This window comes from Undibacterium sp. Di24W (assembly GCF_049340325.1).
GTDB lineage: Bacteria > Pseudomonadota > Gammaproteobacteria > Burkholderiales > Burkholderiaceae_D > Undibacterium.
In genome coordinates, this window is the sequence record NZ_JBMPOP010000004.1 from 101,280 (window position 1) to 128,104 (window position 26,825).

At 45.8% G+C, this 26,825-nt stretch carries 19 protein-coding genes and 1 pseudogene; 15 read left to right on the top strand and 5 right to left on the bottom strand.

Annotated features, from left to right (window positions below):
• Positions 1-111 precede the first annotated feature (111 nt).
• Positions 112-492, bottom strand: coding sequence for an ArsR/SmtB family transcription factor (locus tag ACO0KZ_RS09640; protein WP_422994956.1), 381 nt, complete (start codon positions 490-492; stop codon positions 112-114).
• Between the two features lie 144 nt (positions 493-636).
• On the opposite strand from ACO0KZ_RS09640, the gene ACO0KZ_RS09645 reads away from it, so the two are divergent.
• The 5 genes and pseudogenes from ACO0KZ_RS09645 (at position 637) to ACO0KZ_RS09665 (ending at position 7,048) form a co-directional block, all read left to right on the top strand.
• A complete protein-coding gene (locus tag ACO0KZ_RS09645) occupies positions 637-1,731 on the top strand; it encodes an efflux RND transporter periplasmic adaptor subunit (RefSeq protein ID WP_422994957.1) in 1,095 nt (364 codons plus the stop codon).
• 9 nt (positions 1,732-1,740) lie between these two features.
• Positions 1,741-4,968 (top strand): efflux RND transporter permease subunit, encoded by a 3,228-nt coding sequence (locus ACO0KZ_RS09650; protein ID WP_422994958.1) that lies wholly within the window; start codon positions 1,741-1,743, stop codon positions 4,966-4,968.
• Between the two features lie 64 nt (positions 4,969-5,032).
• The gene (locus ACO0KZ_RS09655; RefSeq protein ID WP_422994959.1) at positions 5,033-5,242 is read left to right on the top strand and encodes a YgaP family membrane protein; all 210 of its coding nucleotides are present in this window, start codon (positions 5,033-5,035) and stop codon (positions 5,240-5,242) included.
• A 58-nt stretch (positions 5,243-5,300) separates the two neighbouring features.
• The gene (trxC, locus tag ACO0KZ_RS09660; protein WP_422994960.1) at positions 5,301-5,720 is read left to right on the top strand and encodes a thioredoxin TrxC; all 420 of its coding nucleotides are present in this window, start codon (positions 5,301-5,303) and stop codon (positions 5,718-5,720) included.
• 52 nt (positions 5,721-5,772) lie between these two features.
• A pseudogene (locus ACO0KZ_RS09665) lies at positions 5,773-7,048 on the top strand (NAD(P)/FAD-dependent oxidoreductase).
• Between the two features lie 169 nt (positions 7,049-7,217).
• Here the strand turns inward: ACO0KZ_RS09665 and ACO0KZ_RS09670 are convergent.
• On the bottom strand, positions 7,218-8,537 hold the full coding sequence (locus tag ACO0KZ_RS09670) for a DUF3472 domain-containing protein (RefSeq protein WP_422994961.1): 1,320 nt from the start codon (positions 8,535-8,537) through the stop codon (positions 7,218-7,220).
• Between the two features lie 487 nt (positions 8,538-9,024).
• On the opposite strand from ACO0KZ_RS09670, the gene ACO0KZ_RS09675 reads away from it, so the two are divergent.
• From ACO0KZ_RS09675 to ACO0KZ_RS09720, 10 genes are all read left to right on the top strand, one after another.
• Entirely contained in the window at positions 9,025-10,413 is a 1,389-nt protein-coding gene (locus ACO0KZ_RS09675) for a Gfo/Idh/MocA family protein (RefSeq protein ID WP_422994962.1), read from the top strand.
• Positions 10,414-10,923: 510 nt separating this feature from the next.
• Positions 10,924-12,237 carry an MFS transporter gene (locus ACO0KZ_RS09680; RefSeq protein ID WP_422994963.1) on the top strand — a complete coding sequence of 438 codons (1,314 nt, stop codon included), beginning with the start codon at positions 10,924-10,926 and terminating at the stop codon, positions 12,235-12,237.
• 30 nt (positions 12,238-12,267) lie between these two features.
• Positions 12,268-13,014 (top strand): AraC family transcriptional regulator, encoded by a 747-nt coding sequence (locus ACO0KZ_RS09685; protein ID WP_422994964.1) that lies wholly within the window; start codon positions 12,268-12,270, stop codon positions 13,012-13,014.
• Positions 13,015-13,069: 55 nt separating this feature from the next.
• Positions 13,070-14,662 (top strand): family 16 glycoside hydrolase, encoded by a 1,593-nt coding sequence (locus ACO0KZ_RS09690; protein WP_422994965.1) that lies wholly within the window; start codon positions 13,070-13,072, stop codon positions 14,660-14,662.
• A gap of 52 nt (positions 14,663-14,714) precedes the next feature.
• Positions 14,715-16,394 (top strand): GMC oxidoreductase, encoded by a 1,680-nt coding sequence (locus ACO0KZ_RS09695; protein ID WP_422994966.1) that lies wholly within the window; start codon positions 14,715-14,717, stop codon positions 16,392-16,394.
• Between the two features lie 43 nt (positions 16,395-16,437).
• Positions 16,438-17,094: a gluconate 2-dehydrogenase subunit 3 family protein gene (locus ACO0KZ_RS09700; RefSeq protein WP_422994967.1), complete on the top strand. Its 657-nt coding sequence runs from the start codon at positions 16,438-16,440 to the stop codon at positions 17,092-17,094.
• Positions 17,095-17,239: 145 nt separating this feature from the next.
• Entirely contained in the window at positions 17,240-18,121 is an 882-nt protein-coding gene (locus ACO0KZ_RS09705; protein ID WP_422994968.1) for a hydroxypyruvate isomerase family protein, read from the top strand.
• 26 nt (positions 18,122-18,147) lie between these two features.
• Positions 18,148-19,308 carry a Gfo/Idh/MocA family protein gene (locus ACO0KZ_RS09710; protein ID WP_422994969.1) on the top strand — a complete coding sequence of 387 codons (1,161 nt, stop codon included), beginning with the start codon at positions 18,148-18,150 and terminating at the stop codon, positions 19,306-19,308.
• A 91-nt stretch (positions 19,309-19,399) separates the two neighbouring features.
• Positions 19,400-20,458: a sugar phosphate isomerase/epimerase family protein gene (locus ACO0KZ_RS09715; RefSeq protein ID WP_422994970.1), complete on the top strand. Its 1,059-nt coding sequence runs from the start codon at positions 19,400-19,402 to the stop codon at positions 20,456-20,458.
• Between the two features lie 1,144 nt (positions 20,459-21,602).
• Positions 21,603-24,398, top strand: a complete 2,796-nt coding sequence (locus ACO0KZ_RS09720) for a CehA/McbA family metallohydrolase (protein WP_422994971.1) — start codon at positions 21,603-21,605, stop codon at positions 24,396-24,398.
• A gap of 171 nt (positions 24,399-24,569) precedes the next feature.
• Here ACO0KZ_RS09720 and ACO0KZ_RS09725 read toward each other — a convergent pair whose 3' ends face one another.
• The 3 genes from ACO0KZ_RS09725 to ACO0KZ_RS09735 all read right to left on the bottom strand — a co-directional run bounded on the left by ACO0KZ_RS09725 (position 24,570) and on the right by ACO0KZ_RS09735 (position 26,815).
• Complete coding sequence (locus ACO0KZ_RS09725) at positions 24,570-24,968, bottom strand: hypothetical protein (RefSeq protein WP_422994972.1); 399 nt, start codon at positions 24,966-24,968, stop codon at positions 24,570-24,572.
• Positions 24,969-24,976: 8 nt separating this feature from the next.
• Complete coding sequence (locus ACO0KZ_RS09730; RefSeq protein ID WP_422994973.1) at positions 24,977-25,867, bottom strand: alpha/beta hydrolase family protein; 891 nt, start codon at positions 25,865-25,867, stop codon at positions 24,977-24,979.
• A gap of 231 nt (positions 25,868-26,098) precedes the next feature.
• Entirely contained in the window at positions 26,099-26,815 is a 717-nt protein-coding gene (locus tag ACO0KZ_RS09735) for a TetR/AcrR family transcriptional regulator C-terminal domain-containing protein (protein WP_422994974.1), read from the bottom strand.
• Positions 26,816-26,825: the final 10 nt, after the last annotated feature.

Sequence of the window (26,825 nt, forward strand, 5' to 3'; positions counted from 1 at the left end):
CAAAATTTAAAACGAGCGCTTTTTGGTGCGGATATAACTTGTTGTCAAGTCCAGGGGCGCACATCGCTGAGAAACTAAGTTCCGTTCAAACGAGTACTTCATGCATTTAAATTACAAGCTATCATCTGTCCCAATTGTTACACCATCAAATGAGTCTATTTGTATTTGTAGCTGCAGTGCGAGCTTGCGACAAACTAATTCACATAATTGATAAGTAGTTGGGTCGGCGATTTGATAATAGACAAATGAGCCGCGACCTTTTCTTGTGACTAGGCCGCTTTTGGCTAGAATTGATAAATGGCGCGAAACATTCGCTTGCGAGCACGCACAGATTGCAGCTAGGTCTCCCACTTTCTTTTCCCCATCACGTAAGTGATTCAGTATTCGTAATCGACTTGGTTCAGACAGCGCAGAAAAGTACTGCGCGACATGAAAGATCGCAGATTCTGACAAGCCTTCGATGGAAGCATAGGGCTCTGTATTTGGTGTCATAAAGGTATCGTTTTAAAAGAGAATTTCCGTTGGAAAGTTTTTTTAATTTCTTATTTGCGCATTTACGCAAATAAGTATATTATTCTATCTGATCAAAAGCAAACAAATCTATTTCTTCTTTTTTTGTCCTACGGAGCACTGAAAATGCCGAAACTTTTATTAAAACCTTTGATCCTCGTAATTTACATTGCGATATTCTCGGGAATAGGTATGACATGGGCGCAGACACCAAAAACATTGATGACAGTGCCAGTGCGCGCCGCGAGCAACGATACGCAAATTAGTGCTGATGGCGTCGTAGAAGCAGTGCGTAATACCGTGATTTCACCGCAAGTATCTGGCGCCATTGTGCAGCTTCCAGTACAGGCTGGTGACGTCATTAAGGCAGGGCAGTTATTGGTGAGACTCGACGCTCGCTCCGCACAGCAAGATGTGGCAGCAAGTAAAGCGCAGGTTGACGCGGCACGAGCCAACTTGGCAGTAGCAGAAAAAGACTATGAACGTCAAAAACTACTATTTGAAAAAAACTACATTAGTCAGGCGCAGTTAGATCGGGCGCAGGCTCAATTTAAGTCCGCTGCGGCTCAGGCGAATGTACAAATTGCTCAGACTAGTGCGGTACAAACTCAATCTGGTTTCTATTCCATCTCGGCCCCCTATAACGGTATCGTATCGGACATGCCCTCCGCGATTGGTGACATGGCGATGCCTGGGCGTCCGATTATGACGGTATATGATCCAAGCGCGTTGCGCGTCATTTTTACAGTGCCGCAAGCCAAGATCGCAGCATTAAAGCTAGCACAAGGATTGACGATAGAGATTCCTTCTTTGCCAGTGGAATCGCGCTATATCGCTGCCAAATCAGTCACTGTGTTGCCGCTGTCTGATGCATCAACTCACACGGTTCAACTACGCCTAGATCTGCCTGCAGGTTTGAAGGCGGTACAGCCAGGGATGTTCGCAAGAATTAGTTTGAGTTTGGACACAAGCACGCTAATTAAAACCAAAACAAATATCGTCGCAGGTGATGATAGTCGTCTGTACGTACCACGTTCTGCCGTCTTTCGCCGTTCTGAGTTGTACGCCGTTTATGTGGTCAATGCGCAGGGTAAAGCTGTGTTAAGGCAAATTAAGCCTGGGCCGATATCGGGTTCTGAGCAAGAGATTTTAAGCGGCGTTAGCAAAGGTGAATTGGTTGCTGTTGATCCATTAGCGGCAAGTCTGTCGACCACAAAATAAGGAGCGCGCATGTCCACGGATACACAAGCTATGGGTGTTTCAGGCCGAATTGCAAAATTTTTTCAATCGGCGCAATTGACGCCTTTGATTGCATTGGTCGCCTTTTTACTCGGCCTTTTTGCGGTAATGGTCACACCGCGTGAAGAAGAGCCGCAGATCAATGTGACGATGGCAAATGTTCTGATTCCTTTTCCTGGCGCCTCAGTGAAAGAGGTGGAGCAAGCTGTCTTAATTCCCGCTGAACAGGTCTTGGGGCAAATTGCCAACGTTGAACATGTGATGTCGGTAGCACGTCCGGGGCTAGCGATTATTACAGTGCAGTTTCAAGTTGGAGTGCCTCGCACCGAGGCTTTAGTCAGACTCTATGACACGGTGCATAGTAATCGCGACTGGCTGCCAGCGAATTTGGGTACCTTAGAGCCCATCATCAAACCCAAAGGAATTGATGATGTGCCTATCGTTTCATTGACGATGTGGAGCAAAGCTGCTGATACGGGCGCGTCCACATTAGAGGCGGTGGCGCACAGCGTGGAAGCCGATTTAAAGCGTGTTAAAGGTACACGTGAAATCAGCACGATAGGTGGGCCGGGTAGAGCAATTAACATCGCCTTAGATCCGACCAAATTGGCTGCTAACGGCCTCACCGTGATGGATCTGCAAGGTACACTACAAGCAGCAAATCTCAGCATGCCCGCTGGTGAACTGAGTTCAGGTAATCGCAATGTCGCCATCGAAGCAGGTCCCTTTTTGAATGACGCGCGTAGCGTCGGTGAACTGGTGGTCGCAGTCAAAAATAAGCGTCCGATATTCTTACAAGATGTGGCGACAATAGAAGATGGTGCTTTGCAAGCAAGCAAATACGTCTGGCATGGGATAGCAGGTACGGCAAAAACAAACGCTGGAGAGTATCCAGCGGTCACCATCGCTGTGACTAAAAAGCCAGGACAAAATGCCATTGATGTCGCAGATGCCGTCATCGCGCGAGTTGAGTTATTGAAAAATACGGTAATCCCGGCGGAGGTTGAAGTCAATGTAACGCGTAATTATGGACAGACTGCCGACGATAAAGCCAAGAAACTCATCCAGAAACTCTTGTTTGCCACGCTATCGGTGGTCGCGTTGGTGTTTATCGCACTGGGTCGTCGCGAAGCGGCGATCGTTGGTACTGCAGTGATATTAACCCTGACAGTGACTTTGTTTGCCTCTTGGGCTTGGGGTTTTACACTCAATCGTGTCTCTTTGTTTGCATTGATATTCTCTATAGGAATATTGGTGGACGATGCGATTGTCGTGGTCGAGAACATACACCGTCATCAAGCCCTGTTTCCACATAAAACACTGGCGGAAATTATTCCCGGCGCGGTCGATGAAGTCGGCGGCCCCACGATACTGGCGACGCTTACAGTCATTGCAGCCTTGTTGCCGATGGCATTTGTTAGTGGCTTGATGGGACCTTATATGAGTCCTATCCCCATTAATGCCAGCATGGGTATGTTGTTGTCATTGGCGATTGCTTTTGTGGTGACGCCTTGGTTGGCGCGCATATGGATGAAAGAAGGGCATTATTCAGGCGATGGTACAGCCGGTAAATTAGCACCGTATTTTCAGCGCATATTCAAGCCATTTTTGGACGAGAAGTCTGGCGGCAAAAATCGCAAAAAACTGTGGCTTGGTGTTGCTGCTTTGATTGCTTCATCTATCGCATTACCAGTACTCGGCTTGGTGCAATTAAAGATGTTGCCTTTCGATAATAAGTCGGAGTTCCAGGTGATCGTGGATATGCCAGCGGGTACGCCCGTTGAAAAGACGGCGGCGGTCTTGCACGAACTCGGTATTTATTTGCAGACCGTACCCGAAGTCACTGACTATCAAGCTTATGCGGGCACTGCTGCGCCAATTAATTTTAACGGCTTGGTGCGTCAATACTATTTGCGTGCAGGTGGTGAAGTAGGGGACATTCAAGTTAATCTCGTCGATAAGCACCATCGCTCAGATAAGAGTCATGTCATTGCAAGTCGTGTACGTCCGCAATTGCAAGCACTGGCGAAAAAGATTGACCCAGAAGCCAACGTAAAAATCGTTGAAGTGCCGCCGGGCCCACCAGTACTAGCGCCTATCGTCGCCGAAGTGTATGGCCCTGGCGATCTGGAACGCCGTCAAGTCGCCAAACAAGTGCGCGCCGTGTTTGAAAAGTCAGAAGGCATTGTTGATGTCGACGATAGCAGCATCATTTTCGCACCGCGTAAATTGCTCATTATTGACAGACGCAAAGCGGCACAACTAGGGATTTCTCAGGCAAATATTGTGATGACGCTGCGCACCGGATTAGCTGGTGATGCAAGCACCTACCTGCGCGATGAAAGTAAATATCCGGTGTCTGCCAATCTAAGATTGCCGCTGTCTGAGCAAGGGAATCTTGATACTTTACTGTCGCTCGGCGTAAAAAATGCGCAAGGTGGCATCGTGCCGATTCGTGAATTGGTGACAGTGACTGATACCTTACGCGAGCAACCGCTTTATCACAAAGATGGCTTGCCGGTGAACTATGTCGTTGCTGACATGGCAGGCAAAGTTGATAGTCCTCTGTACGGTATGTTTGCTATGCGCAGCGAGATCGCCAAAATCGTCACGCCTGGTGGTGGTAAATTGAACGAATTTTTTATTAGTGCACCACAAGATCCCTATCGTGGTTTTAGTTTGAAATGGGATGGCGAATGGCAAATCACTTATGAAACCTTCCGTGATATGGGGGCCGCCTACGCGGTAGGTTTGGTTTTGATTTATCTGCTGGTCGTCGCGCAGTTTGGCTCCTACTTAACGCCGTTGATTATCATGGCGCCTATTCCTCTGACCATCATAGGCGTGATGCCTGGACATGCATTGTTGGGTGCTCAATACACAGCCACTAGCATGATAGGCATGATCGCTTTGGCGGGAATTATCGTGCGTAATTCTATCTTGTTAGTTGACTTCATTCATGTCCAAGTGGCGACAGGGATGGCATTTAAGCACGCCGTTGTTAGTTCAGCGATTACCCGAGCGCAACCAATTGCATTAACAGGTTTGGCAGCCATGATGGGAGCGTTCTTTATTCTCGACGATCCGATATTTAATGGATTAGCGATCTCATTGATATTCGGTATTTTTGTTTCTACGTTGTTGACGCTGATTGTCATTCCTTTGTTGTACTTCATGGCATATCGCAAAAAATATGAAGTGGCGACGGATGCTGCGTAGCTCGATCTTGTTAACGTTTTAAATCCTATTTTCAATCTTATCTTTATTTTCAAGGAGAAACATCATGACTTCATGGCAAATGGTACGCGTAGTAGCGGGCACTTTTATTTTATTGAGTCTGGCATTAGGTCTTCCTGCCAGCCCAATTTTTATGAATCAATGGTGGCTCGCATTCACCGCTTTTGTGGGCGCAAATATTTTACAAAGTGGTCTCACTAAATGGTGTTTGATGGAAATCATCATGCGTAAATTGGGTTTTAAGGCCAGCAATTAAACTAAAGCCTTCTACTCAAATCCCAGCGTCCTAGCTATGTTTTAGATGAGGAGACACCATGCAACTTGTATGCCCCGCTTGCAATGCGACGAATCGTATCCCTGATGAACGTCTGTCAGACCAGCCTGTCTGTGGCAAGTGCGCACATGCGCTAATGGCAGCTCAGCCGGCCAAACTGACGGAACAGCAATTGCCTAAATTCATTTCAAATACGGACTTACCCGTGTTGATTGATTTTTGGGCGGCTTGGTGCGGACCTTGTCAGGCAATGGCACCACAATTTGAACAAGCCGCAAAGATGGCGCCCGAAATACGTTTTGTCAAAGTTGATAGTGATGCCGCACCTTTAGCAAGTCAACGATTTGCCATTCGTAGCATACCGACTTTATTACTGATGAAAAGTGGCGTAGAGCTTGCAAGGCTAAGCGGGGTGATGCCGGCAGCGCAGATTCTGGCCTGGGCGCGACAGTACTTGTAATGACAGGGTAGTTAATTCGCTGTATCGCTTACTTGAATCATTTGGAGAAGACATGGCACATATTATTGTTCTCGGCGCGGGTACTGGCGGCATGCCAGCCGCTTATGAATTACGCGAAAAACTCGATAAAACGCACAGCATCACGGTCATTAATGCGGTCGACTATTTTCAATTTGTTCCCTCCAATCCTTGGGTAGCAGTAGGTTGGCGTCAACGCGAGGCGATAACGTTTGAAATCCTCCCTTACCTTGAGAAAAAAGGTATTAATTTCATCGCTCAAGCGGTAACTAGTTTGCAGCCACAAGAGAACGCATTGACACTGGCCGATGGTAGTGTACAAACCTATGATTATCTGGTGATAACTACTGGCCCGAAATTGGCCTTTGATGAAGTTCCCGGTGCTGGACCTGTAAATGGTTTTACTCAATCTATATGCTCAGTGGATCGTGCCGAGCACGCGTATGCGGCCTACCAAAAGTTTCTTGACGACCCAGGCCCAGCCATCATAGGTGCGATGCCTTCAGCCTCGTGCTTTGGACCTGCGTATGAATTTGCCTTCGTTTTTAACACTGATTTGAAGCGGCGCAAATTACGCAATAAAGTACCGATTACCTATGTAACGAGCGAGCCATATATAGGACATCTGGGTTTAGGAGGTGTGGGTGATTCAAAGTCGATGTTAGAAAGCGAATTCCGTAACAATGATATCAAGTGGATCTGCAACGCCAAAACGACGCGTGTCGAAGATGGCAAGATGTACCTCAGTGAAATGGATGATCTCGGCAATCTAAAGAAAGAACATGAGTTGCCCTTCAAATTCAGCATGATGCTACCGTCATTTCGGGGCGTTGACCCGATTGCTGCTGTTGAAGGTTTATGCAATCCACGTGGCTTTGTGCTGGTCGATGACCATCAGCGCAGTAAAAAATTTGCCAATATTTTTTCTGCTGGTGTGTGCATCGCGATCCCACCTATCGAAATTACACCTGTCCCGACCGGCGCGCCAAAAAACTGGCTATATGATAGAGACCATGGTGACTGCCATCGTGCACAATATTGAGTCTGAACTAAGCGGCAAACCAGCAACAGCCAAAGGCAGTTGGAATGCAATATGTCTAGCGGATATGGGTGACACCGGCGCCGCCTTTGTCGCTTTGCCGCAAATGCCACCACGCAATGTCAATTGGTTTAAAAAAGGAAAGTGGGTGCACTACGCCAAAATCGCTTTCGAGAAATATTTTATTCGCAAAATGAAAACGGGAAATTCCGAACCCATCTACGAAAAATACGTCTTAAAAATGCTAGGAATTGAGCGCCTGGACAAATGAGAAGAGTTCTTTTTGGTTGCGGCTTATGAAGAGTTTAAGTTGGGACCCAAGCCGCAACAGTTGTTAATCGTTCGTTCCATATCAAGTTTGGTCTTGATAAGAAAAAAATAAAAACCTGACTGCCATCAAAATAGCAGTCAGGTTTTTAACTGGAAATTTGACCATCAAGTTATGGCAAAGTAACGACATCCACATTAGGTGCAGTTCCTAAAGCGGGACGTGTAAAGCTTTGCCCCAAAGTCACATAATCGGCAAAAAAGCCGCCGTTGCGCATATAAAATTTACCGTTTTCTAAACCGCCCGCGAAATCCATGCGTTGTTTGTTTATGGCAGTTGCATCACCAGTGAATTTCATTTGAGTGACTTCAGACCATACGCCAGACGTATTGCGGGCCCATTGATTACCTAACAAAATTTTACGTCCAAGATAGCCTTTGGTATCAATAAAATTTTCAAGGAAGGAATGTGACCCGGTTAAATATGTGGAAGTGCTAGGACGTTTCCAACTCGCCATAAAGCGCCATGCCGCTGTTTCTGGAGCGTAGAACCATGCTGAAAAGAGGGTGCTTCCGGCGCCGTCAGGGGTTGCCTTTGTGATGAACTTGTAGGTATTACCTGCAAGCCAGTTGTAGACCAAATAAGCCTGGCCTCCGGTGCCTTCACCACCAAAAGTATTGTCAACCACATTCGGTCCTTTTCTGATCAAGGTGGTTTTAGCGCCATTGTCCGCATCCCACACTGAGAAGAGCATCCAGCGTTCAGTCGTAGATTTGACCTGCATGCCGAAATAGCCTCCGCCAAATCCATTCGCCATGAAATAGGAACCAATACTGTCTTGACCAGCGGGTACCGTGAGTTCATTGTAAAAATACTCGGTATTGGTCGGCGTTACATAGTTAACATGCACCGAAGGACCGCGGCGCGACCAATAGTAATTGGCGGCATCGTTGGCGTAATTCATGCCGGTGCTTGCAGCAGTTCCTGCTATTTTGATTGCTGATACATCACCGAAATAGTCACCATTTTTACTGACGCCCTGAAGGTCAACTTTGACGTAGCCAGCTGCCGCAATATTGACTGTGCCGACATCATATGTTTTTGATGATGCACCACTCAAGTTGACATTGAATGGTGTGCCATTGATCGTCACTTTGACGGTACTCATGGTGGAGCCAGCCAGTCGTGCCACTAAACCGAACTTTAATTGACCTGCCTGTGCCAGACGAAAATACACGCTAGTCACAGTCGATGCGTTGGTCCAATTAGCTAGGCCGCTATCGTTAATCATTTCCGATGCAGAGCTGCTGGCGCTGGTTATAAAGGCATTGCCGCCTAAATTGACCGTGGCGTTATAGACCGTCGCAGCGGGTGGTCCTGCTGGACTATTGCCGCTGAGGCTGCTGGCAGTCGTTTGTCCGCCGCACGCAGTTAACAGACTAAACAGGCTAACGATGATCATATGGATACCCATCCTTTGTCTCAATCTCATGTCTCTCTCCCATAGATTTGAATTTACAAAGTCCACGTTAAGTCGACTTTGCTAAGTAAGAAATAATTGCTATGAAAAAAATTCCTTTTCTGTGCAGGATATTTTTTAACAATTAATTCAACGCTTGATTCTAGAGAGAGACAAATGTGCATGCCAGCGACATATTTTTGGTGTGACGTGTACAAAAAATTGAGGAGCTTATGCCTTAAAAATCTGCAAGAATAGGGGACTAAAGACATTAAAAATATTCATCAATTTTGGTCGTCATGAGCACTCAAAAACCATTCTCAAAACTGCCGAATTCCTTATAAATATTGCGGATTTTCAAATAAGAGAAACTTAAAATTTAATGCTAGTATCCTTTTAACCGGTTAAATATTTCATTAATATATTTAATTTTGCGACCAATAGCTGCTAGTTTCACCAAGTAATCTGTAATCAAAAGCTAGAGAATCAAACAAAAAAATTAAAGAAAAGGAACAATAAGATGAATCGTCGAAATCTCCTCAAAACAATAAGCCTGAGCCTAGGGGCTGGTATCGTCACTACCGATGTATTGGGTCGCACAGGAGAGAATTCCTATAGCTATCGGATTGGAGAAAACACTACCCATCAGCCTTTGTCTAAACCTGTGACGGTGATTACCTGTGGCGCAGGAAGCAGGGGAAATGTCTACGGCGATTATGCAACACAATTTCCAGAACAACTGAAGGTCATCGGCGTCGCGGAGCCAGTTGCTTTTCGCAATGAAAAGTATGCGAAGAAACATAATATTGAGGCAGAAAACCGATTCAATACCTGGGAAGACGTCTTCAAGAAACCAAAGATGGCAGATGCAGTGATCATCTCAATGCCAGACAATCTCCACTACGAACCATGCATGCAAGCATTGCGTCTTGGCTACGATGTTTTGTTAGAAAAACCAATTGCGCCAACCGAAAGAGAATGCCGAAACATTCTCGCCCTAGCGAAGAAAACCGGGCGCATAGTGGCTGTGTGCCATGTCTTAAGATACGCGCCTTACTTTGTTAAGATGAAAGAGCTGATTGCTAAAGGTGCGATCGGTGAGGTGATTAGCATGCAGCATCTTGAGCCTATCGAACACACCCACATGGTTCACTCCTATGTACGTGGAAATTGGCATAACTCCAAGAAGACCACGCCTATTATTTTGGCAAAGTCTTGTCACGATCTCGACATCATGAAATGGGTCATCAATAAGAAAGCTGAAAAGATCGTCGCAATGGGTAACTTAAAATGGTTCCGTCGTGAAAATGCGCCACAAGGTAGCACGGCTCGATGTACCGATGGATGTGCGATTGAGCGTACTTGCCCTTACTCCGCCATCAAAGAGTATGTCGATGTCGTTGGCAGATCACATGTTTTGGATATTCCAGATAATGTGCCAGATCGTCAGCTTGCGGCTCGCGAAAAACTCAAGACCAGTGATTATGGTCGCTGTGTCTATCGTATGGATAATGATCAGCCTGACCACTATGTGTCGAGTATACAGTTCAGTGATAACGTGACCGCTAGTTTTTCCATGGAAGCCTTTACCGCCTACCACGGTCGCCGTACCCGGGTGATGGGTTCGATGGGCGATATGGTTGGCGACATGAATGAATTGGTCGTTCATGACTTTAGAACTAAGAAAGAGACTAGATTTGTGCCTGACGCCGAGGATGTCGCAGGCTATAAAAATAGTGGTCATGGTGGTGGCGACTGGTTATTGGTGAAAGATTTCGTTCAAGCTGTTGCTCAACAAAATCCAGCACTGTTAACCTCAACTATTGATGAGTCAATAGAAAGTCACATTATGGGATTTATGGCGGAGAGCAGTCGCAAGAATGGCCGGGTGATGGAAGTAAAAGTATGAAATAAAACTCCGTACATTATCGACTGAACTAAGGTTCAAGAGTAGGGGCGCAGCGCAAACCATTGGCATTAGCTACTTTAGCTAATTGATGCGCCTGGCGCCCCAACTTATTCGTAGTATCTCGAGCATTCTATTTTTAACAAAAATGTTGCAGTACACAAAACATTGCTTTGTTTAGCGAACAAAATTCATGTTTAGTTAAGCGACTATTAAAAGATACTTAGCCGCTAAGCAAACTTGGAGCAAAAGTGAAGTAATGCAGCTTGGATGGCGCAACTAAAAATCATCCTTTGCCGAATTTCTTATAGTTTTTGCGGATTTTTCCATAGTGCTTCCCAATTTCGCTTGCTACTATACTTGCGACATCGTGACAAAAATGTGCTGTTGCAAAATCGGCGTTGAATGAACTGAAACTGTTTTCATGAGTCTCATTCTTTAGTCTAACTATTGCCCATTTTTAGAGCGGCGAAAAAAAGAGCATTTCCAGTACACCCAAAAAAAGGAAAGCAGATGGAGACAAAGAATAATTTCAACACGCGTTTGTTGTTTACTTCAAACTTGGCGATTTTTACGATAGGTTTGGGCTTTGCGGTAAGAGCTGCGATTGCCGATGATTTGCGCGTAAAGATTTTTAGCGTGATTGATGCCGCACAATCGGCAACCATGGTTGGTCAAGCGCTGGGTATGACCTTTCTCGGTTTTGCCTTCACACTTTTAATCGGCAGTTCATTGGTCGATATCTTAGGTTCAAAGCGTATTTTGGTGTTTTCCGCTTTGAGTAATTTACTCGGTAGTTTGTTGGTGTTGTGGGCATCAGTGCGTCCAGTCGATGCCACTAGCTACACCATCGTCTTGATTGGCTTAATGTTGACCGGTTTGGGATGGGGTGGGGTCGAAGGTGCTGTCAATCCTCTAGTGGTAAGCATAGACCCTGAGAATAAGATCAAACGTCTAAATATTTTGCATGCGTGGTGGCCCGCCGGCATCGTGTTTGGTGGCCTGTTTAGTATCGCTGTTAAGACCTTTGGATTGCCTTGGCAGACTAATCTAGTCGTACTATGTTTACCAGCTTTCGCCATAATCATGTTGGTGCGTGGTCAGGTTTTCCCTGTCACGGAGCGGGTAGCTCAAGGCGTTTCCTACGCTGATATGTGCCGCGAATTATATCGTCGCCCTCAATTCTTAATCTTCTTATGCTGCATGTGGCTCACGACGTCGAGCGAACTGGCACCGGGTCAATGGGTCGATCTCACTTTGAGTCACACGGTAGGTATGAGTGGCATCTTTATTTTGATTTATGTTAGTACCTTGATGTTTGTTATGCGTCATTTTGCCGGGCCAATTGCCCATCGCCTTTCGAGCATAGGACTGTTGTGGGTTAGTAGTTTGCTGGCAGCGATAGGTCTGTTTGCACTCAGTCGTGCGAATAGCCCCGTGACGGCGGTGTTAGCCGCGACGATTTGGGGTGCGGGCGTTTGCTTCATGTGGCCGACTATGTTGGCGGTGGTTTCCGAACGCTTTGTCCGAGGTGGTGCGTTGGCCATGGGCTTAATGGGATTTACAGGTGGCATGGCGATACAGTTTCTACTACCAGCCCTTGGTAAAATTTTTGATGATGCCAAAAATCTCGCAGCCGGTGGTGCTGACAAATTGGCGACCTTATCGGCAGAGCAATCAGCGCAAGTAATTCAAATTGCCTCACGCGAATCCTTTCAAGCTATAGCGATGGTGCCATTACTTTTATTGCCAATTTTTGCTGCGATTTGGCTACATGATCGTCGTCAGAACAAAAAAAACGCCGATCAGTCAGTGCTTAATACTTGATTTACAGCCGACCATAAATTGAGAAACTAAATGACTGAAATTGATGTTAAGAATTTTTACACGAGGCACGGCATATCGTCACCCTATGCCATCTTCGATCTACTTTCAGACACCTTTTACTTTGCGAAGAATTGCGACGGGCAATTTGTCTGCGCCAATAAACTCTTGCAAGAAAAATTTGATTTAGACAGCGCGGAAGATGTTATCGGCAAGACGGACTTTGATTTTCTGAGTCACGATGTCGCAAGCCGGATTCGTGAAGATGATCTTGCGGTGATGTCAGGGCAGTTAGTCGTCAAAGATAAGTTCGAGGTGGTGGTCGGTGTGAATGGTAAGTTGTTTTGGTTGTTTACCACCAAGACTCCCATCAAAAATCGTAAGGGTGCGATCGTTGGTGTTGAAGGTTTCAGCCGCGATGCGGAACGTTCGCAAAATATCATAGAACCATTTCAGGTATTTAAATCGAGCATCGAATACATGCAACGTGAGTACATGAACGACGTCAATATCGCCGACCTCGCTGAACTGGCCTGCATGTCTTTGAGCACCTTTGAACGTAAGTTTAAGAAACATTTTTCGCAAACCCCGATGCAGTATCTGAAACACTTACGCATACATCAGGCTTGTAAATTGTTAGCGACCGGCTATGGCATTAAAAAGGCATTTTCGGAAACGGGTTTTTGCGACCAGAGTTATTTTACTAAAGAGTTTCGTGCGGTAATCGGCATGACGCCACGTCAATTCTCATTAATAGCAGAACAGGCCAAAGCCAGTTAGAAGTTTGATTTATAACATTAGTCAAAAAAAGACCACCATCAGTTGGAGACAAAAAATGAAGAGTTCGTTTCGTACAATTAGCAATCTGGGAGCGGGTATGTTGTTGAGTTTTAGCCTACTAGGATCAAGCATGGCGCAAGCCAGGCAAGCGCACGATTCTGCAACAGCGCAAACAAGCAGTTCCCCTCAGCTGAGTGTGCAACTGTGGTCTGTGAAGGATGATGTTAGTAAAGATTTTGAAGGGACTTTGAAGAAACTTGCGGCGATGGGATTTCAAGGTGTCGAATTCGCTGGCAATTTTGGTCCCTACAAAGATGATGCACCGGGGCTGAAACGATTCTTAGATAAGACTGGTTTGAAAGCGTCAGGTGCTCATGTCGGCATTGCGCAGTTAAATCCTGATAACTTCGCCAAGCTAGTCAAATTTTATCAAGATATCGGTTGTAATAAGTTGATTGTACCAAGTGACTCACGTGCTGGAGACCCAGTCGGCGTGAAACTATTGGCGCAAGATCTAAGTTCCCTGTCTAAACAGTTGAAACCATTTGGAATGCAAATCGGTTTTCATAATCACAGTGTAGAAATGAACGCATTCGAAGGTAAAACCTATTGGGATGCGATCGCACAAAATACGCCGCATGAGGTGATTTTGCAGCAAGACGTGGGCTGGACCAGCTATGCAGGTAAAGATCCAGTGCTGTTTGTAAAACGCTATCCTGGCCGTACCTTGACTACACATTACAAGAGCAAACTACCTTTAAAACCACTCAGCTCACAAAATGGTAAATCCTATACGACGATCATAGGTCAAGACAATATTGATTGGGATGCTTTGTATCAAGCAAATGTCCAGGTGGGTGGTACAGAATGGATAGTGGTCGAGCAAGAAGAATATCCAAATGGATTGAGTCCCATGCAAAGTGTCGAGCAATCATTACGAGGATTGCAAGCCGTCATCGCGGTCAGAAAAGTAGGAACGGGCAAACCACTTAATACCTTAACCTCAACCGAGCAAGCAAACGGTTGGAAGCTTCTGTTTGACGGTAAAAGCACACAAGGATGGCACGGATACGGCAAACCAACGATAGGCAGCGCCTGGAAAATTTATCAGGGTGAATTGCAATTAGACATCAGCAAAAAAGACGGTTGGCAAACTTCCGGCGGTGGGGACATTGTCACCGATGAGCAATTCGATAATTTTCATTTGCAGCTGGAATGGAAACTGCAAAAGAACGGCAATAGTGGGATTTTCTTATATGTGAACGAAGATGCGAAGCAATTTCCTTATGCTTGGAATACCGGGCTAGAAATGCAAGTTTTGGATAACGACGGACACGCTGACGGAAAGATTTTCAAACATCGCGCTGGTGACTTATATGACTTGATTGCTGCAACGCAGGCTGCTGCATTAGCCCCTGGGCTATGGAACCAGGTCGATATTGTTAGCGATCATGGTGAATTGAATTTTTATTTGAATAGTCGACACATCGTGAATACCCAACTATGGACGGGTGCCTGGAAAGAGCTGGTGAAACAAAGCAAATTCGGAAGCATGCCAGGTTTTGGTGAGGCAAAGAAAGGACGCATTGGTTTGCAGGATCACGGAGATGCCGTCAGCTTTAGAAACATCAAAATTCGCTCGCTTTAAAAGTGCCACAAAACCCTAAGACGATTTAAAAACAACTTTCAAGAAGAAAAATATGGACGACAATTTTTATGATGCGATCGTAATTGGCTCAGGTATTAGCGGTGGCTGGGCCGCCAAGGAGTTGACCGAAAAAGGCTTAAAAGTTCTATTGCTGGAGCGTGGCCGCAATATTGAGCACGTGAAAGGCTACGTTAACGCTATGAAAGAGAATTGGGAATTTCCCCATCGTGGTGGTCGCACTCAGCAGATGATAGAAGATTATCCGGTTTTGAAGCGAGACTATCCACTCAATGAAACCGTACTTGATTTTTGGGCAAAAGACAGCGAAAACCCATATACAGAGGTAAAACGATTCGACTGGTTCCGTGGTTATCAAGTGGGCGGTCGTTCGTTGATGTGGGGGCGTCAAAGTTATCGTTTTAACCGATGGGACTTTGAAGCGAATGCGAAAGAAGGTGTTGGTGTTGATTGGCCGATCCGTTATGAAGATATCGCACCTTGGTATAGCTACGTAGAGAAATTCGCGGGCATACAAGGAAGCAAAGATGGTTTGGACGTTTTGCCAGATGGCCACTTCATGCCAGCAATGGAATTAAATTGCGCTGAAAAGCACGTTAAGAAACGCTTGGAAGAGATATATAAAGGTCAGCGTCATTTGATCATCGGCCGTTCGGCAAATATTACCGAACCGCTGCAAGATAGGGTTAACTGCCAATATAGGAATAAGTGCTGGCGCGGTTGTCCTTTCGGTGGTTATTTCAGTACGCAATCTTCGACCTTGCCCGCGGCAATGGCGACCAAGCGCCTAACTTTGCGTCCATTTTCTATCGTCACGCAAATTCTGTATGACAAAAACACCAAGCGCGCACGCGGTGTTGAGGTTTTGGACGCAGAAACAAATCAGACCTATGAATTCAAGTCGAAAATTGTCTTCGTTTGCGCGTCGTCATTCAATTCCACTTGGGTATTAATGAATTCTGCCACCGATGTGTGGGAAGGTGGCTTAGGCAGTAGTAGTGGCGAGCTAGGTCACAATGTCATGGATCACCATTTTAAATTGGGCGCGGGTGGTACGGTCGAAGGCTTCGGTGATAAGTATGATTTTGGGCGACGTCCGACTGGTATTTATGTGCCACGCTTCCGCAATGTGTATGACGACAAACGTGACTATCTGCGTGGCTTTGGCTATCAAGGTGGAGCAGGGCGCGGACGTGGTGTAGAGATCGCCGAATTTACGATAGGCAAGGAGCTTAAAGAAGCGATGAGCGTGCCGTCTGAAAACTGGGGTTTTAACATGACCGCTTTTGGTGAAATGCTGCCTGATCACTCAAACAAAATTAGTCTCGACCGCACCAAGAAAGACAAGTGGGGCTTGCCCGTCTTAGCGATGGATGTTGAGTTGAAAGAGAATGAAAAACGTATGCGCATCGATATGGTGAACGACGCTAAAGAGATGTTAACTGCGGCAGGTTTAAAAAACGTTTACACCTATGACAGTGGCTATGCAGTGGGATCAGGTATACACGAAATGGGGACGGCTCGTATGGGGCGAGATCCTAAGTCTTCAGTGTTAAATGGGAATAACCAGGTTTGGGATGCTCCGAATGTTTTCGTTACCGATGGCGCCTGCATGACCTCCAGTTCGTGCGTCAATCCTTCTCTGACTTATATGGCGTTGACCGCACGTGCCGCCGAGTTTGCGGTGAATGAACTAAAGCGCGGCAACTTATAACAAGCTACTAACAAAAAAACGCCTAAATATCTAAGAGGAAAAAATGAATCGAAGAGAACTCTTACAAATGGTCGCCACCATGACAGGGATGGCGGTGATCGGTAGTGAGGCTTTTGCAATGCATGCAGAAGCAAGCCTATCTAACGGAGCCGCAGTGAGCAATACTGGCTTACGCTTCTCGGCACGAGATATCAACTTACTGGACGAAATTGCAGAAACGATTATTCCCAAGACCGACACGCCTGGTGCTAAAGCCGCTAAAGTAGGGCGTTTCATGGAAGTGATGGTGCGCGATTGCTATACCTCGGCGCAGCGAGCTGCATTTATTGAAGGTCTGAGAATTTTTCCAGGTTTGTGTCTAGCGCAGTATCAGAAAAATTTCCTTAGTATGAGCGTCAAACAAAGACATGAAATGTTAGTGAGCTTAGAAAAAGAGGCCAAGACCTTCAATGCGGAGCAATCCCAACTGGATAAAGAACGGCGTCATGCTTTAGAAACTGAGAACAAAGACAATAACTTTGCATTGCAAAAGGAATTTGAAAGCCTGCCTAAGCATTTCTACACAATGGTAAAGCAATTGACCTTATTGGGCTTCTTTACCTCAGAGATTGGTGCAACTAAGACCTTGCGTTATGTGGCGGTTCCCGGTCGTTATGACGGCAACGTGCCCTATATCAAAGGCCAGCGTGCTTGGGGCTAATCCAATCAAGTAAGCAATTTTGTAGAGTTGGTGAAACCCGCGCTGCTCAGGTGCTTAGTTGGGTGGCGGTGCGGGATTCACCCGGCCTACAATTTTCTAGCTTTAACTTGATTGCCGTATTTGCGTTGAATAGAAAAGGAAATCTATGTACCCATTAGATCGTCGTAGCATGTTAAAACAATTGTCATTAGGCGCGATCGCCATGCTGGCACCGAACGCCATCAATCTGGCGATGGCACAGGCATCTGGATCTTTAAAAGGCAATATTCACCATTCGGTTTGTCGCTGGACGTTTTCGCATTTGAGTCTGCCAGAAGTCTGTGGTTTGGCAAAGACGATAGGCTTTTCCGCCGTCGACTTAATTGGTCCGAAAGAATGGCCGATCTTAAAAGCCCACGGGATCGATTCGTCTATGTGCAATGGTGCCGAGATTAATTTAAAAAACGGTTGGAATGATCCTCAATATCATCCAACTTTGATCAAGAATTACCTCGAACATATAGAACTAGTCTCCAAAGCAGGTTATAAAAATTTGATCTGTTTCACCGGCAACCGACGTGGCATGGATAATCAAGTGGGTTTAAAGAATTGCGTTGATGGACTGAAGAAAATTATGTCCCATGCAGAAAAGCACGGCGTCACTTTACATATGGAAATACTCAATAGCCGGATTGATCACATTGACTATATGGCAGATAGCAGTGATTGGGCATATGAGTTATGCAAGCAGATAGATTCGCCCAATATGAAGATGCTGTTCGACATCTACCATGTGCAAATTAATGAAGGCGACATTATCCGTCGCTTACGTAAATGTGCGCCTTATATCGGGCACTACCACACAGGTGGCGTCCCGGGGCGCGGTGAAATTACCGACAATCAGGAGTTAAATTATCGCGCGATCATGAAGGCAATTCATGCGACAGGTTTTCAAGGTTATGTTGCGCAGGAATTTTCACCTGCGGGTACGACGCCCGAAGAAAAAGCCAGCTCCTTGAAGCGCGCTATTTTACTGTGTGATGTATAAACTCAAAGCGAACTCTAGTAATGAGCATGGACAACACTAAACAAAAAATTCGTATAGGCATGGTGGGTGGTGGACAGGGCGCTTTCATTGGTAATGTCCACAGGATCGCGATGCGTATCAGTGATGAGTTTTCGCTGGATGCAGCTTGCTTTTCCTCCGATCCTCTGCGCGCCGCTAGCAGTGCTGAGGAAATAGGGATTCCTGCAGAACGTAGCTATCCTGATTATCAAACGATGGCGCGCGTCGAAGCTGCTCGCCCAGAGGGAATAACTGCAGTCGTTATCGTGACGCCCAATCATTTGCACTTTCCGATTGCAAAATGTTTTCTAGAGCACGGCATACACGTCATCTGCGACAAACCTTTGACCATGACCAGTGCAGAAACGAGCGAGTTGATAGCGGTTAGCGAACGTGTTGGTAAACATTTGTTCGTCACCTATAACTACACGGGTTACCCGATGATCAGGGAAGCACGTGAGCGCGTGCGTTTCGGCGACCTTGGTGAAATCCGCATCATCCAAGTCGAATACAGTCAAGATTGGCTTGCGACAGCACTCGAACAATCTGGACAGAAACAAGCTAGCTGGCGTACCGACCCTAAGCAAGCAGGCGCCGCTGGCTGTCTTGGTGATATCGGCGTGCATGCCTTTAACTTAGCCCAATTTGTTTCTGGCATGACGCCGACCAAGATTGCGGCAGATTTGCATTCGTTTGTCCCGGGTAGAGTGTTGGATGATCACGCACAAGTTTTCATGCGCTATGCCAATGGTGCGCGAGGTAGTTTATTGAGTAGTCAGGTGGCGGTCGGTAAGGAGAACCATTTACGCCTGCAAATTTTTGGCGATAAAGGTGCACTTGATTGGTGTCAAGAACATCCGAATCAATTGAGTTTTGCTAGCCTGGAGGGCGCAACACAGATATTGAGCCGGGCACGCCATCAAATCAGTCAGGCCAGTCGCGATGTTAGCCTGATTCCCGCGGGACATCCCGAAGGTTACTTGGAAGCGTTTGCAGTTCTTTATCGCGAGTTTGCGCAATTGCTCGCTTTCCCCAATGTTGCTGGCCAAAACGGAGACACTAAACATTCAGCCACACCGGCTTATCACGATCTTTGCTTTATCGAAGCTTGCATTCGTTCATCTAGCCAAGATTCAACTTGGACAGAATTGAAAATAAATAACACTTAGTACCTTCGGCATCATCGGTTGTAAAGAACTAAAACTAGACTTAGAGCTAGAAAAAAAATAGAACTAAAACGAAAAAAATGGGATTAATTATATGAAAACCATCAAAGGTCCTGCGGTCTTTCTCGCGCAGTTTATTCGAGGTGAAGCACCTTTTAATACGCTAGATGGCTTAGCAAAATGGGCCGCCGAAAAAGGTTTTGTTGGTGTGCAAATGCCTAGCAATGTCAGTCATATTTTTGATCTCGACAAAGCTGCCAGCAGCCAAACTTATTGCGATGAAGTCGCCGGCAAGCTCGCTGAGCATGGACTCGTTATCAGTGAATTATCGACTCATTTGCAAGGGCAATGCTTAGCAGTTCACCCTGCCTACGATAGTTTATTCGATGGCTTTGCTCCTAAGCAGGTACATGGAAATTCGACTGCCAGAACACTATGGGCGACTGAGCAACTCAAACTCGCAGCGCAAGCTTCGCGTCGATTAAACTTGAACGCCAGCGTGACATTCTCTGGCGCTCTAGCCTGGCCCTACATGTATCCGTGGCCACAGCGTCCTAATGGTTTGGTCGAGCTAGCGTTCGCTGAATTAGCGAAACGTTGGAAGCCCATACTTGATGTGTATAAGGAGAATGGGATTGATCTTTGTTATGAAATTCACCCCGGTGAAGACTTACATGACGGTCTTAGTTTTGAACGATTCTTAGAGGCGGTCGATCAGCATGAAAGTTGTCACATGCTGTATGACCCTAGTCATTTCGTTTTGCAGCAACTCAATTATCTCGACTTTATCGATATTTATCACGAGCGTATCCGTATGTTTCACGTTAAGGATGCCGAGTTCAATCCTACGGGAAAGTGTGGCGTCTATGGCGGCTATGCCTCATGGTTAGAAAGAGCAGGGCGTTTCCGCAGTGTGGGTGACGGGCAAGTTGATTTCACTGCGATTTTTAGCAAATTCGCGCAATATGATTACAGCGGTTGGGCGGTACTGGAATGGGAGTGCTGCCTGAAAGACAGCGAGACGGGCGCAAGGGAAGGCGCTGAGTTTATCAAACGCCATATCATTCCGACGGGTGCTCGAGCTTTTGATGATTTTGCAGCGAGTGATGTCAATACGAGCGAATTACAAAAACTTTTAGGGATCGCAGTGTAATTACAGAATAGATAGGGTTGTCCTGTCTCGGCAAGCTGAGCCGCATCCCAGTCAAAAAAGCAAACTCTCGCTCCACCGCCAGCCATTTGTAGTGGCGCGTCTTTCCTGCTTTGAACAGCTAGATAGAGTAGATAAGGCAAGCGACTGAAGATTAATTTATCTTTATCTTCAGTCGTCAGGGTTTTGGAAGCAAATATGAGCGGACTAGAGGAAAAATTCTAACTAGATAATCGACACCAATCACTTTGTACGAAGTGCCAATTTACTTTTTAGTGTCAGGCGAATTGCTTGTCCAACTGGGACTTTATAACTACGCCATTCTTTGTAATCTTTGATTGCGGCCAACATGTTGATATTCCTTTTTTTGAAGCGATGATTAAGAGTGATGTGCACATCTTAAGTTGCGCAATACTTAAACTCTGTGATGGCCAACACAAAAAGCAGTAATCAACAAAAAATATCTAAAAAAGAAATTGGAGAATGAAATCTAGAAAGCCGCTTACAACGGCTCACCCAATAGATGGGGATTAATCACTTAGAAAAGGATTAGTTTTTTTGTTTACTCCAACGCATTCTTCCGTAAAAGAAAATATTCATTCGAATAGTTGCCATTGACTTATAAATTGAATAGTTCTTTCAAATGCACCCAGGCCTTTTACGCATCACATCAAAATATTGAATTGTTCAAAGCCAAAAGCTAGACCATTCAATTCAAATGCCGTGCCATTTTTACCACGATAAAAACCAATTAGAGAGATCGTTCTAAGTTCTCATGTAAAGCCAAAAAACCTGTGTCCATCAGAGGGCAGACCTGTTGAAAATTCCTCCTTTTTCAATTCCTTTTTTGAAATTGACATTTCATTTTGTAATTGAACTGTCACATCCCTGTGTCAGCCTTCGAAAGTTTGCAAACAAACATCTAAAGAAGTTTGATTTCAGGCAAAAAATGTAGCTTCAATGCAGCGTCATCAGAGGCTCTAAATTTAGCCTGTGCAATACAAAAAACTATTTTTATAACTTAGAAATGCTGGTGCGATGCAACGAGTGAACACAATTTACTCACTGTATCGAATCATCAATTTACAAAGACTATGTTTGGTACGGGTCAGTCTGCCCAAGCCAAAGCATAGGGGAGAGGAAAACCATGTATTACCTAACAAATATCCGGCAAAAGTTCGGAGCGGTCTGCTTGTTCGCGCTCAGCGCAATTACGTTCACTACCAGTTCAACTGTTTATGCGGCCAACTCAGATCACCATGAATTTGAGGCAAGCTTACATGTGCCTTACCGAGCCGTCGCAAGCGCACGCGGGGGTGATGAGTCTCGCACGTTTACTTTAGACTTCAGTTTTCCACTGAATCAAAAAGAACAAACGGTAGCTTGGAAACTCGAGCTCGTTGCATCAGGTGGTCGGGTTGTTCAAAGTTGGAATGGTACCGAGAAGTTATTGACTCAAGCAATTTCAAAGCAAATTTACTGGCCTGGCCGTACTGCAACGAACGCCGCCAGCCTACCCGATGGCATATACCAGTTGCGTTTAACGACTGCAGCTTTGGAAGCAAAAGAAATCGCCGGCGCTGCCCGAAAGTCCGTATCCCAGTTGGTCAACGAAGTCCTACTTCACAATAAAGCAGACGTTATTGAACAATCCTGGCCCATGCAGATTGGCGCTGCCAACAAAGTGGCTATGCCTGCTTTTGTAGCGATGAGTACTGGCAAAAACACTCGCAAGATGAGTGCGCCACCAGCGATTAACCCAACTATGGCACCAGCTGTGCCAGCCACGAACACATTGCCTTACACGGTGTACTACGGCAATTTGCACAGCCAAACTAATCATAGCGATGGCGGCGGTAGTTTGAGCTCATGCACGGGCGCGCAGAATCCGCAGTCGGCGGCATTTGGTCCGATAGACGCTTACCAATATGCATTAAACCTTGGCCTCGATTTTTTAATGACTTCAGAGCACAACCACATGTATGACGGTTCTGATGGCACCAATGCCAATGCCAATCCGGTCACCGCAAAAAATCTCTATCAATCCGGTTTAACTGCAGCCAGTAGCTTTAATTCTAGCCATCCAAACTTCTTGGGTATTTATGGCATGGAGTGGGGCGTAATCAACAACGGCGGACACATGAATATTTTCAACTCTAATGAATTATTGGGTTGGGAATATAACAGTAGCAATCAGTTAATCGCCGATACTTTGACTACCAAAGGTGACTATGCTGCTTTGTACACCTTGATGCGACAACGCGGTTGGATTGGTCAGTTCAATCATCCAGCAACGAGTGGACAATTCCAAATCAACGCGGTGCCACTGGCCTATTCGGCGGACGGTGACCAAGCCATGGTCGCTTGTGAAGTGTTGAATACGTCAGCTTTCTCGACAAATACGACCGAGACAGAAACTGGCCGCAGCAATTATGAAGCAGCTTGTAACAAGGCTTTGGAAGCAGGTTACCACGTCGCATTCACGACCAACCAAGATAATCACTGCGCCAACTGGGGTGCTTCCTACACCAACCGCAACGGTGTCTTGATTCCAAATGGTCTGCCATTGAATAACGCCAACTTCATCGCTGCATTAAAAGCACGCCGTTTGTTCGCGACCATGGATAAGAATTCACAATTGGTATTGACTGCCAATGGCCGCATGATGGGCGAGCGCTTCAGCAATTCTGGTGCTTTGACCCTGACAACGAATTTTGCGAATAGCAACGGCCGTACAGCGAGCACGGTAGAAATTTTTGAAGGTGTGCCAGGACGCAATGGTACAGTGACTCAATTAAGTAATACTGCGGTCACGACCATTACACCAACATCTGGTGAACATTTCTATTACGCTAGAGTTACCCAAGACGACGGTAATATTCTCTGGTCTGCACCGATTTGGGTGAGTCAAGGCACGAGTTCAGGAGATACGACGCCACCAACGATCAGCGCAAGTGAAACAGGAACCAGTGGCACGATTACGTTAAACGCTAGCGCGAGCGACAATGTCGGTGTCAGCAAGGTCGAGTTCTACATCGACAGCATATTGAAAGGCACAGCCACAGCTGCGCCTTTCAGCTTGCCTGTCAACTCAAATACCTTGGCAAATGGCGCTCACAGTTATGTAGCAAAAGCCTACGATGCGGCCAATAATGTGGGCACCTCAAGTACGGTCAATTTCAATGTCAATAATACCGTGGTCGATAGCACACCGCCAACGGTAAGTGCGAGCGAAAGCGGCACCAGCGGCACAATCATCTTAAGCGCTGCAGCTAGCGATAACGTTGGGGTGAGTCGTGTGGAATTGTATGTCGATGGCACTTTGAAATCGACACTTACTGCCGCACCTTATAGCACGACGCTCAATTCCGCCACGCTAGCTAACGGCAATCATACATTGGTAGCAAAAGCCTACGATGCTGCAAATAATATTGGTACCTCGGCGTCGGTGAACTTCAGTATCAACAACACAGTGACGAAGCAGTTGATCGTCAACGGTGGTTTTGAAAGTGGTGCCGGCTCATGGACTGCAACCAGCGGGGTCATTAGCAACGACACAACGCAAGCTGCCCGCGCCGGGACCTATAAAGCATGGCTCAATGGTTATGGTGCGGCACATGTCGACAGTTTGTATCAACAAATCGTCATTCCAAGCACCAGTACTTCCACCACCTTAAATTTCTGGTTGAAGGTGGTGTCAGATGAAACGACAACGACTCAGGCCTATGATACTCTGCAGGTACAGATTCGCAATAGTAGTGGCGCAGTGCTCAGTACGCTTGCTACTTACTCGAATCTAAACAAGGGGACAAGTTATATCAGCAAGTCGTTTGATTTGAGTGGGTACAAGGGACAGACCATCCGCATTTACTTCCTTGGTACTGAAGGTTCTGTCACAGCAACTTCGTTCTTGATTGATGATGTGAGTGTGGTTAGCCAATAGCTCACTGCATGCTTTTACAATAAAGAAGTCCGCGCGGCTCAATCGGTCATCGACCGATTGAGCATTAACATTTTCGTCTTCGGTTATGATGAGTCGAAGCTCTGCTAACTGTGAAATTAGCAGAGTTTTTCTCTTATTATTGGTTGTTGTCTTAGTATTTCGTAGCGTGTATCAAACCGTATTTGAGGCACGAAGCTCATACATTAAGTGTGAATAAGGAATCAGCATAGGCACTCCCAGAAGAAAACCTGTTGTCTGTTCAAATAATGCCATGCCGGATGAGATGACTGCGATGACAGCACCTAGTGTCACAATTACCGTATAGTGTTTTGAAACCATTCTTAGGCCATCTGCGCCATGACGCCAGAAGCGCAGTGCCAATACCCATGAAGCGTAGAGCGCCGCACTTGAGACGCAATACGTGATGCCAAGTAACAGGTTAGCGATCTGCAAGGGCCTGCTCAAAGAAACCATCACCACAAATGGTGCCGACATCATTAAGATAAAGGTGATCGGAATAAAGATCACGATCATTTCAGCGAGCATCCAATGTTGGTTCAAACTGCGCATAGCCAGAACTATTGGTCTCGCAAAGTACGGATAAAGTGATCGATAATCATTTGCTTGATTTCTGGTGCAGTTTCGCGACTAAACGCGTGTCCAGTCGGATACGATTTGTGGATGATGGAATGGACGAAATTTTTTTGTTTTAGATAGGCGACGATATCATTACTCATCGCGGTGCCAGGCCAAATCTGGTCGTTTTCTGCCGACACTAAAAGAATAGGGCCATTGATTTTTTCGAAGCTAAACATCGCTTTCTTAACTTTTTCTTGGTCTGAGAGTGCGAGATAAAAGCGTTCGAGTTGTGTCGCATTTGCGTTGTCAGGTAAATTTAAGGAAGGTATATCTTTACCTTGGTATGTCCACGCGGATTGTGGGCTTGTCATGCCACCCCAAGCTACTTTGCTCGGCGTCGTGATCACCACGGATTTGATGCGTTGATCCAAAATAGCAAGTAAAAAGCCTGCCTCTGATCCACGCGAGCCACTGACTACACCAATTCTATTTGCATCAATTTGCGGCACCGTCTGTGCGTAGTCAATCGCCTTAATAAAATACTCCATCGGAATTTGGTCTAGGCTGACAGGTAGTGATGGATCCATTTTGAAGTAAACGGCTCCAATCACTGCGATGCCATTTTTCGCCATCATTTCGCCATTAGCATCAGCTAGCGCCCAACTCGGATCGGAGCCTCCAAAGGCAATCACCGCAGGCACTTTGCCGACTGTTTTAGGCAAATAGAGTTTAGCGACCAGATCCTTGTACGCAATCTTTTTGGTCTCGTATTCGATATTCTGTGCTTGACCATTGTGCGAAACGAATGTGGCGAAACAAACTAGGATAGTCATCATCAAACGCGCTGATGCTTGGTAGCCAGAGAAAAGGAGATGGTGGAGTTTTTTCATATGTATGACCTCAGTCGGTAAATAATCGGTAGCGAAGCAACAATCGCTCTATTGCATGCTGACGATCCCAGAAATTTTTTTATACCAGATTCAGAAGAGCGCATTTAGATTGGAACTTACACTGTAAGTATGTAATTCTAACGCCAAAAGAGCCTTTATCGTGAGTTCAATGTGTTTTTTTAAACTTTGCATTTACAGATCGCCATGACTTGGCTAACTTCAAGTTTCGTTTCAATCCTTAATTTTTTTGAGAGCGTGCTTCTTTACTTCGGGTTTAGCTTTTTCGATTTCAAGCATTTTCTGTATGCCGTTTAAGAGTAAGGTTAGTCCGAATTCGAAGTAATGTTTGCCGTCATATTTGCCCTTAGCTACTGTCTCGACCAAGTTGTAGGAATGTGGATAAAAGTCACGTGCCAGCAAAGGCAAAAATTGTGAAGCCGCTGTCGCATAATCGCCTTCAGGTGTTGGATAGAGCAGTTTTTGTAAAGTAAAACCATATAAATGCCCGTCGATCACGTGCCGTACTTGATCCGCCATTTGCGGGCTAAAGCCAGCATCGACGAAACATCCTTGGATTGCATTAAAATGAGCTAATTTAGCGCTACCCACTGCAGGACGAGAGACTAATAGCATACTAGCCCAATGATGTTTCATTAGTACGGTATGCGCAGAGAGGCTGGCTTGCTCAATTTCTTGACGCCAGTTTCCATCGCAATTGGGTAAATACATTTGTGCAACGACCTCGTCCACCATGGCGTCTAACAAGTCTTCTTTATTCTTGACGTGATTGTATAAAGACATTGCTTCAACATTGAGATTTTCAGCTAACTTACGCATAGAAAGTGCTTCAATACCGATCTCATCGGTCAGCTTAATTGCGGCTTGAATCACGACATCTCTAGAAAGCTTTTGCCTTTCTGGGCCTGACAGCTTTTTCTTTGTTGCCAAAATCAATCTC

Coding starts and splice junctions, on each gene's coding strand:
- ACO0KZ_RS09640 (WP_422994956.1), bottom strand. CDS start 492: ATGACACCAAATACAGAGCCCTATGCTTCCATCGAAGGCTTGTCAGAA.
- ACO0KZ_RS09645 (WP_422994957.1), top strand. CDS start 637: ATGCCGAAACTTTTATTAAAACCTTTGATCCTCGTAATTTACATTGCG.
- ACO0KZ_RS09650 (WP_422994958.1), top strand. CDS start 1,741: ATGTCCACGGATACACAAGCTATGGGTGTTTCAGGCCGAATTGCAAAA.
- ACO0KZ_RS09655 (WP_422994959.1), top strand. CDS start 5,033: ATGACTTCATGGCAAATGGTACGCGTAGTAGCGGGCACTTTTATTTTA.
- trxC (WP_422994960.1), top strand. CDS start 5,301: ATGCAACTTGTATGCCCCGCTTGCAATGCGACGAATCGTATCCCTGAT.
- ACO0KZ_RS09670 (WP_422994961.1), bottom strand. CDS start 8,537: ATGAGATTGAGACAAAGGATGGGTATCCATATGATCATCGTTAGCCTG.
- ACO0KZ_RS09675 (WP_422994962.1), top strand. CDS start 9,025: ATGAATCGTCGAAATCTCCTCAAAACAATAAGCCTGAGCCTAGGGGCT.
- ACO0KZ_RS09680 (WP_422994963.1), top strand. CDS start 10,924: ATGGAGACAAAGAATAATTTCAACACGCGTTTGTTGTTTACTTCAAAC.
- ACO0KZ_RS09685 (WP_422994964.1), top strand. CDS start 12,268: ATGACTGAAATTGATGTTAAGAATTTTTACACGAGGCACGGCATATCG.
- ACO0KZ_RS09690 (WP_422994965.1), top strand. CDS start 13,070: ATGAAGAGTTCGTTTCGTACAATTAGCAATCTGGGAGCGGGTATGTTG.
- ACO0KZ_RS09695 (WP_422994966.1), top strand. CDS start 14,715: ATGGACGACAATTTTTATGATGCGATCGTAATTGGCTCAGGTATTAGC.
- ACO0KZ_RS09700 (WP_422994967.1), top strand. CDS start 16,438: ATGAATCGAAGAGAACTCTTACAAATGGTCGCCACCATGACAGGGATG.
- ACO0KZ_RS09705 (WP_422994968.1), top strand. CDS start 17,240: ATGTACCCATTAGATCGTCGTAGCATGTTAAAACAATTGTCATTAGGC.
- ACO0KZ_RS09710 (WP_422994969.1), top strand. CDS start 18,148: ATGGACAACACTAAACAAAAAATTCGTATAGGCATGGTGGGTGGTGGA.
- ACO0KZ_RS09715 (WP_422994970.1), top strand. CDS start 19,400: ATGAAAACCATCAAAGGTCCTGCGGTCTTTCTCGCGCAGTTTATTCGA.
- ACO0KZ_RS09720 (WP_422994971.1), top strand. CDS start 21,603: ATGTATTACCTAACAAATATCCGGCAAAAGTTCGGAGCGGTCTGCTTG.
- ACO0KZ_RS09725 (WP_422994972.1), bottom strand. CDS start 24,968: ATGCGCAGTTTGAACCAACATTGGATGCTCGCTGAAATGATCGTGATC.
- ACO0KZ_RS09730 (WP_422994973.1), bottom strand. CDS start 25,867: ATGAAAAAACTCCACCATCTCCTTTTCTCTGGCTACCAAGCATCAGCG.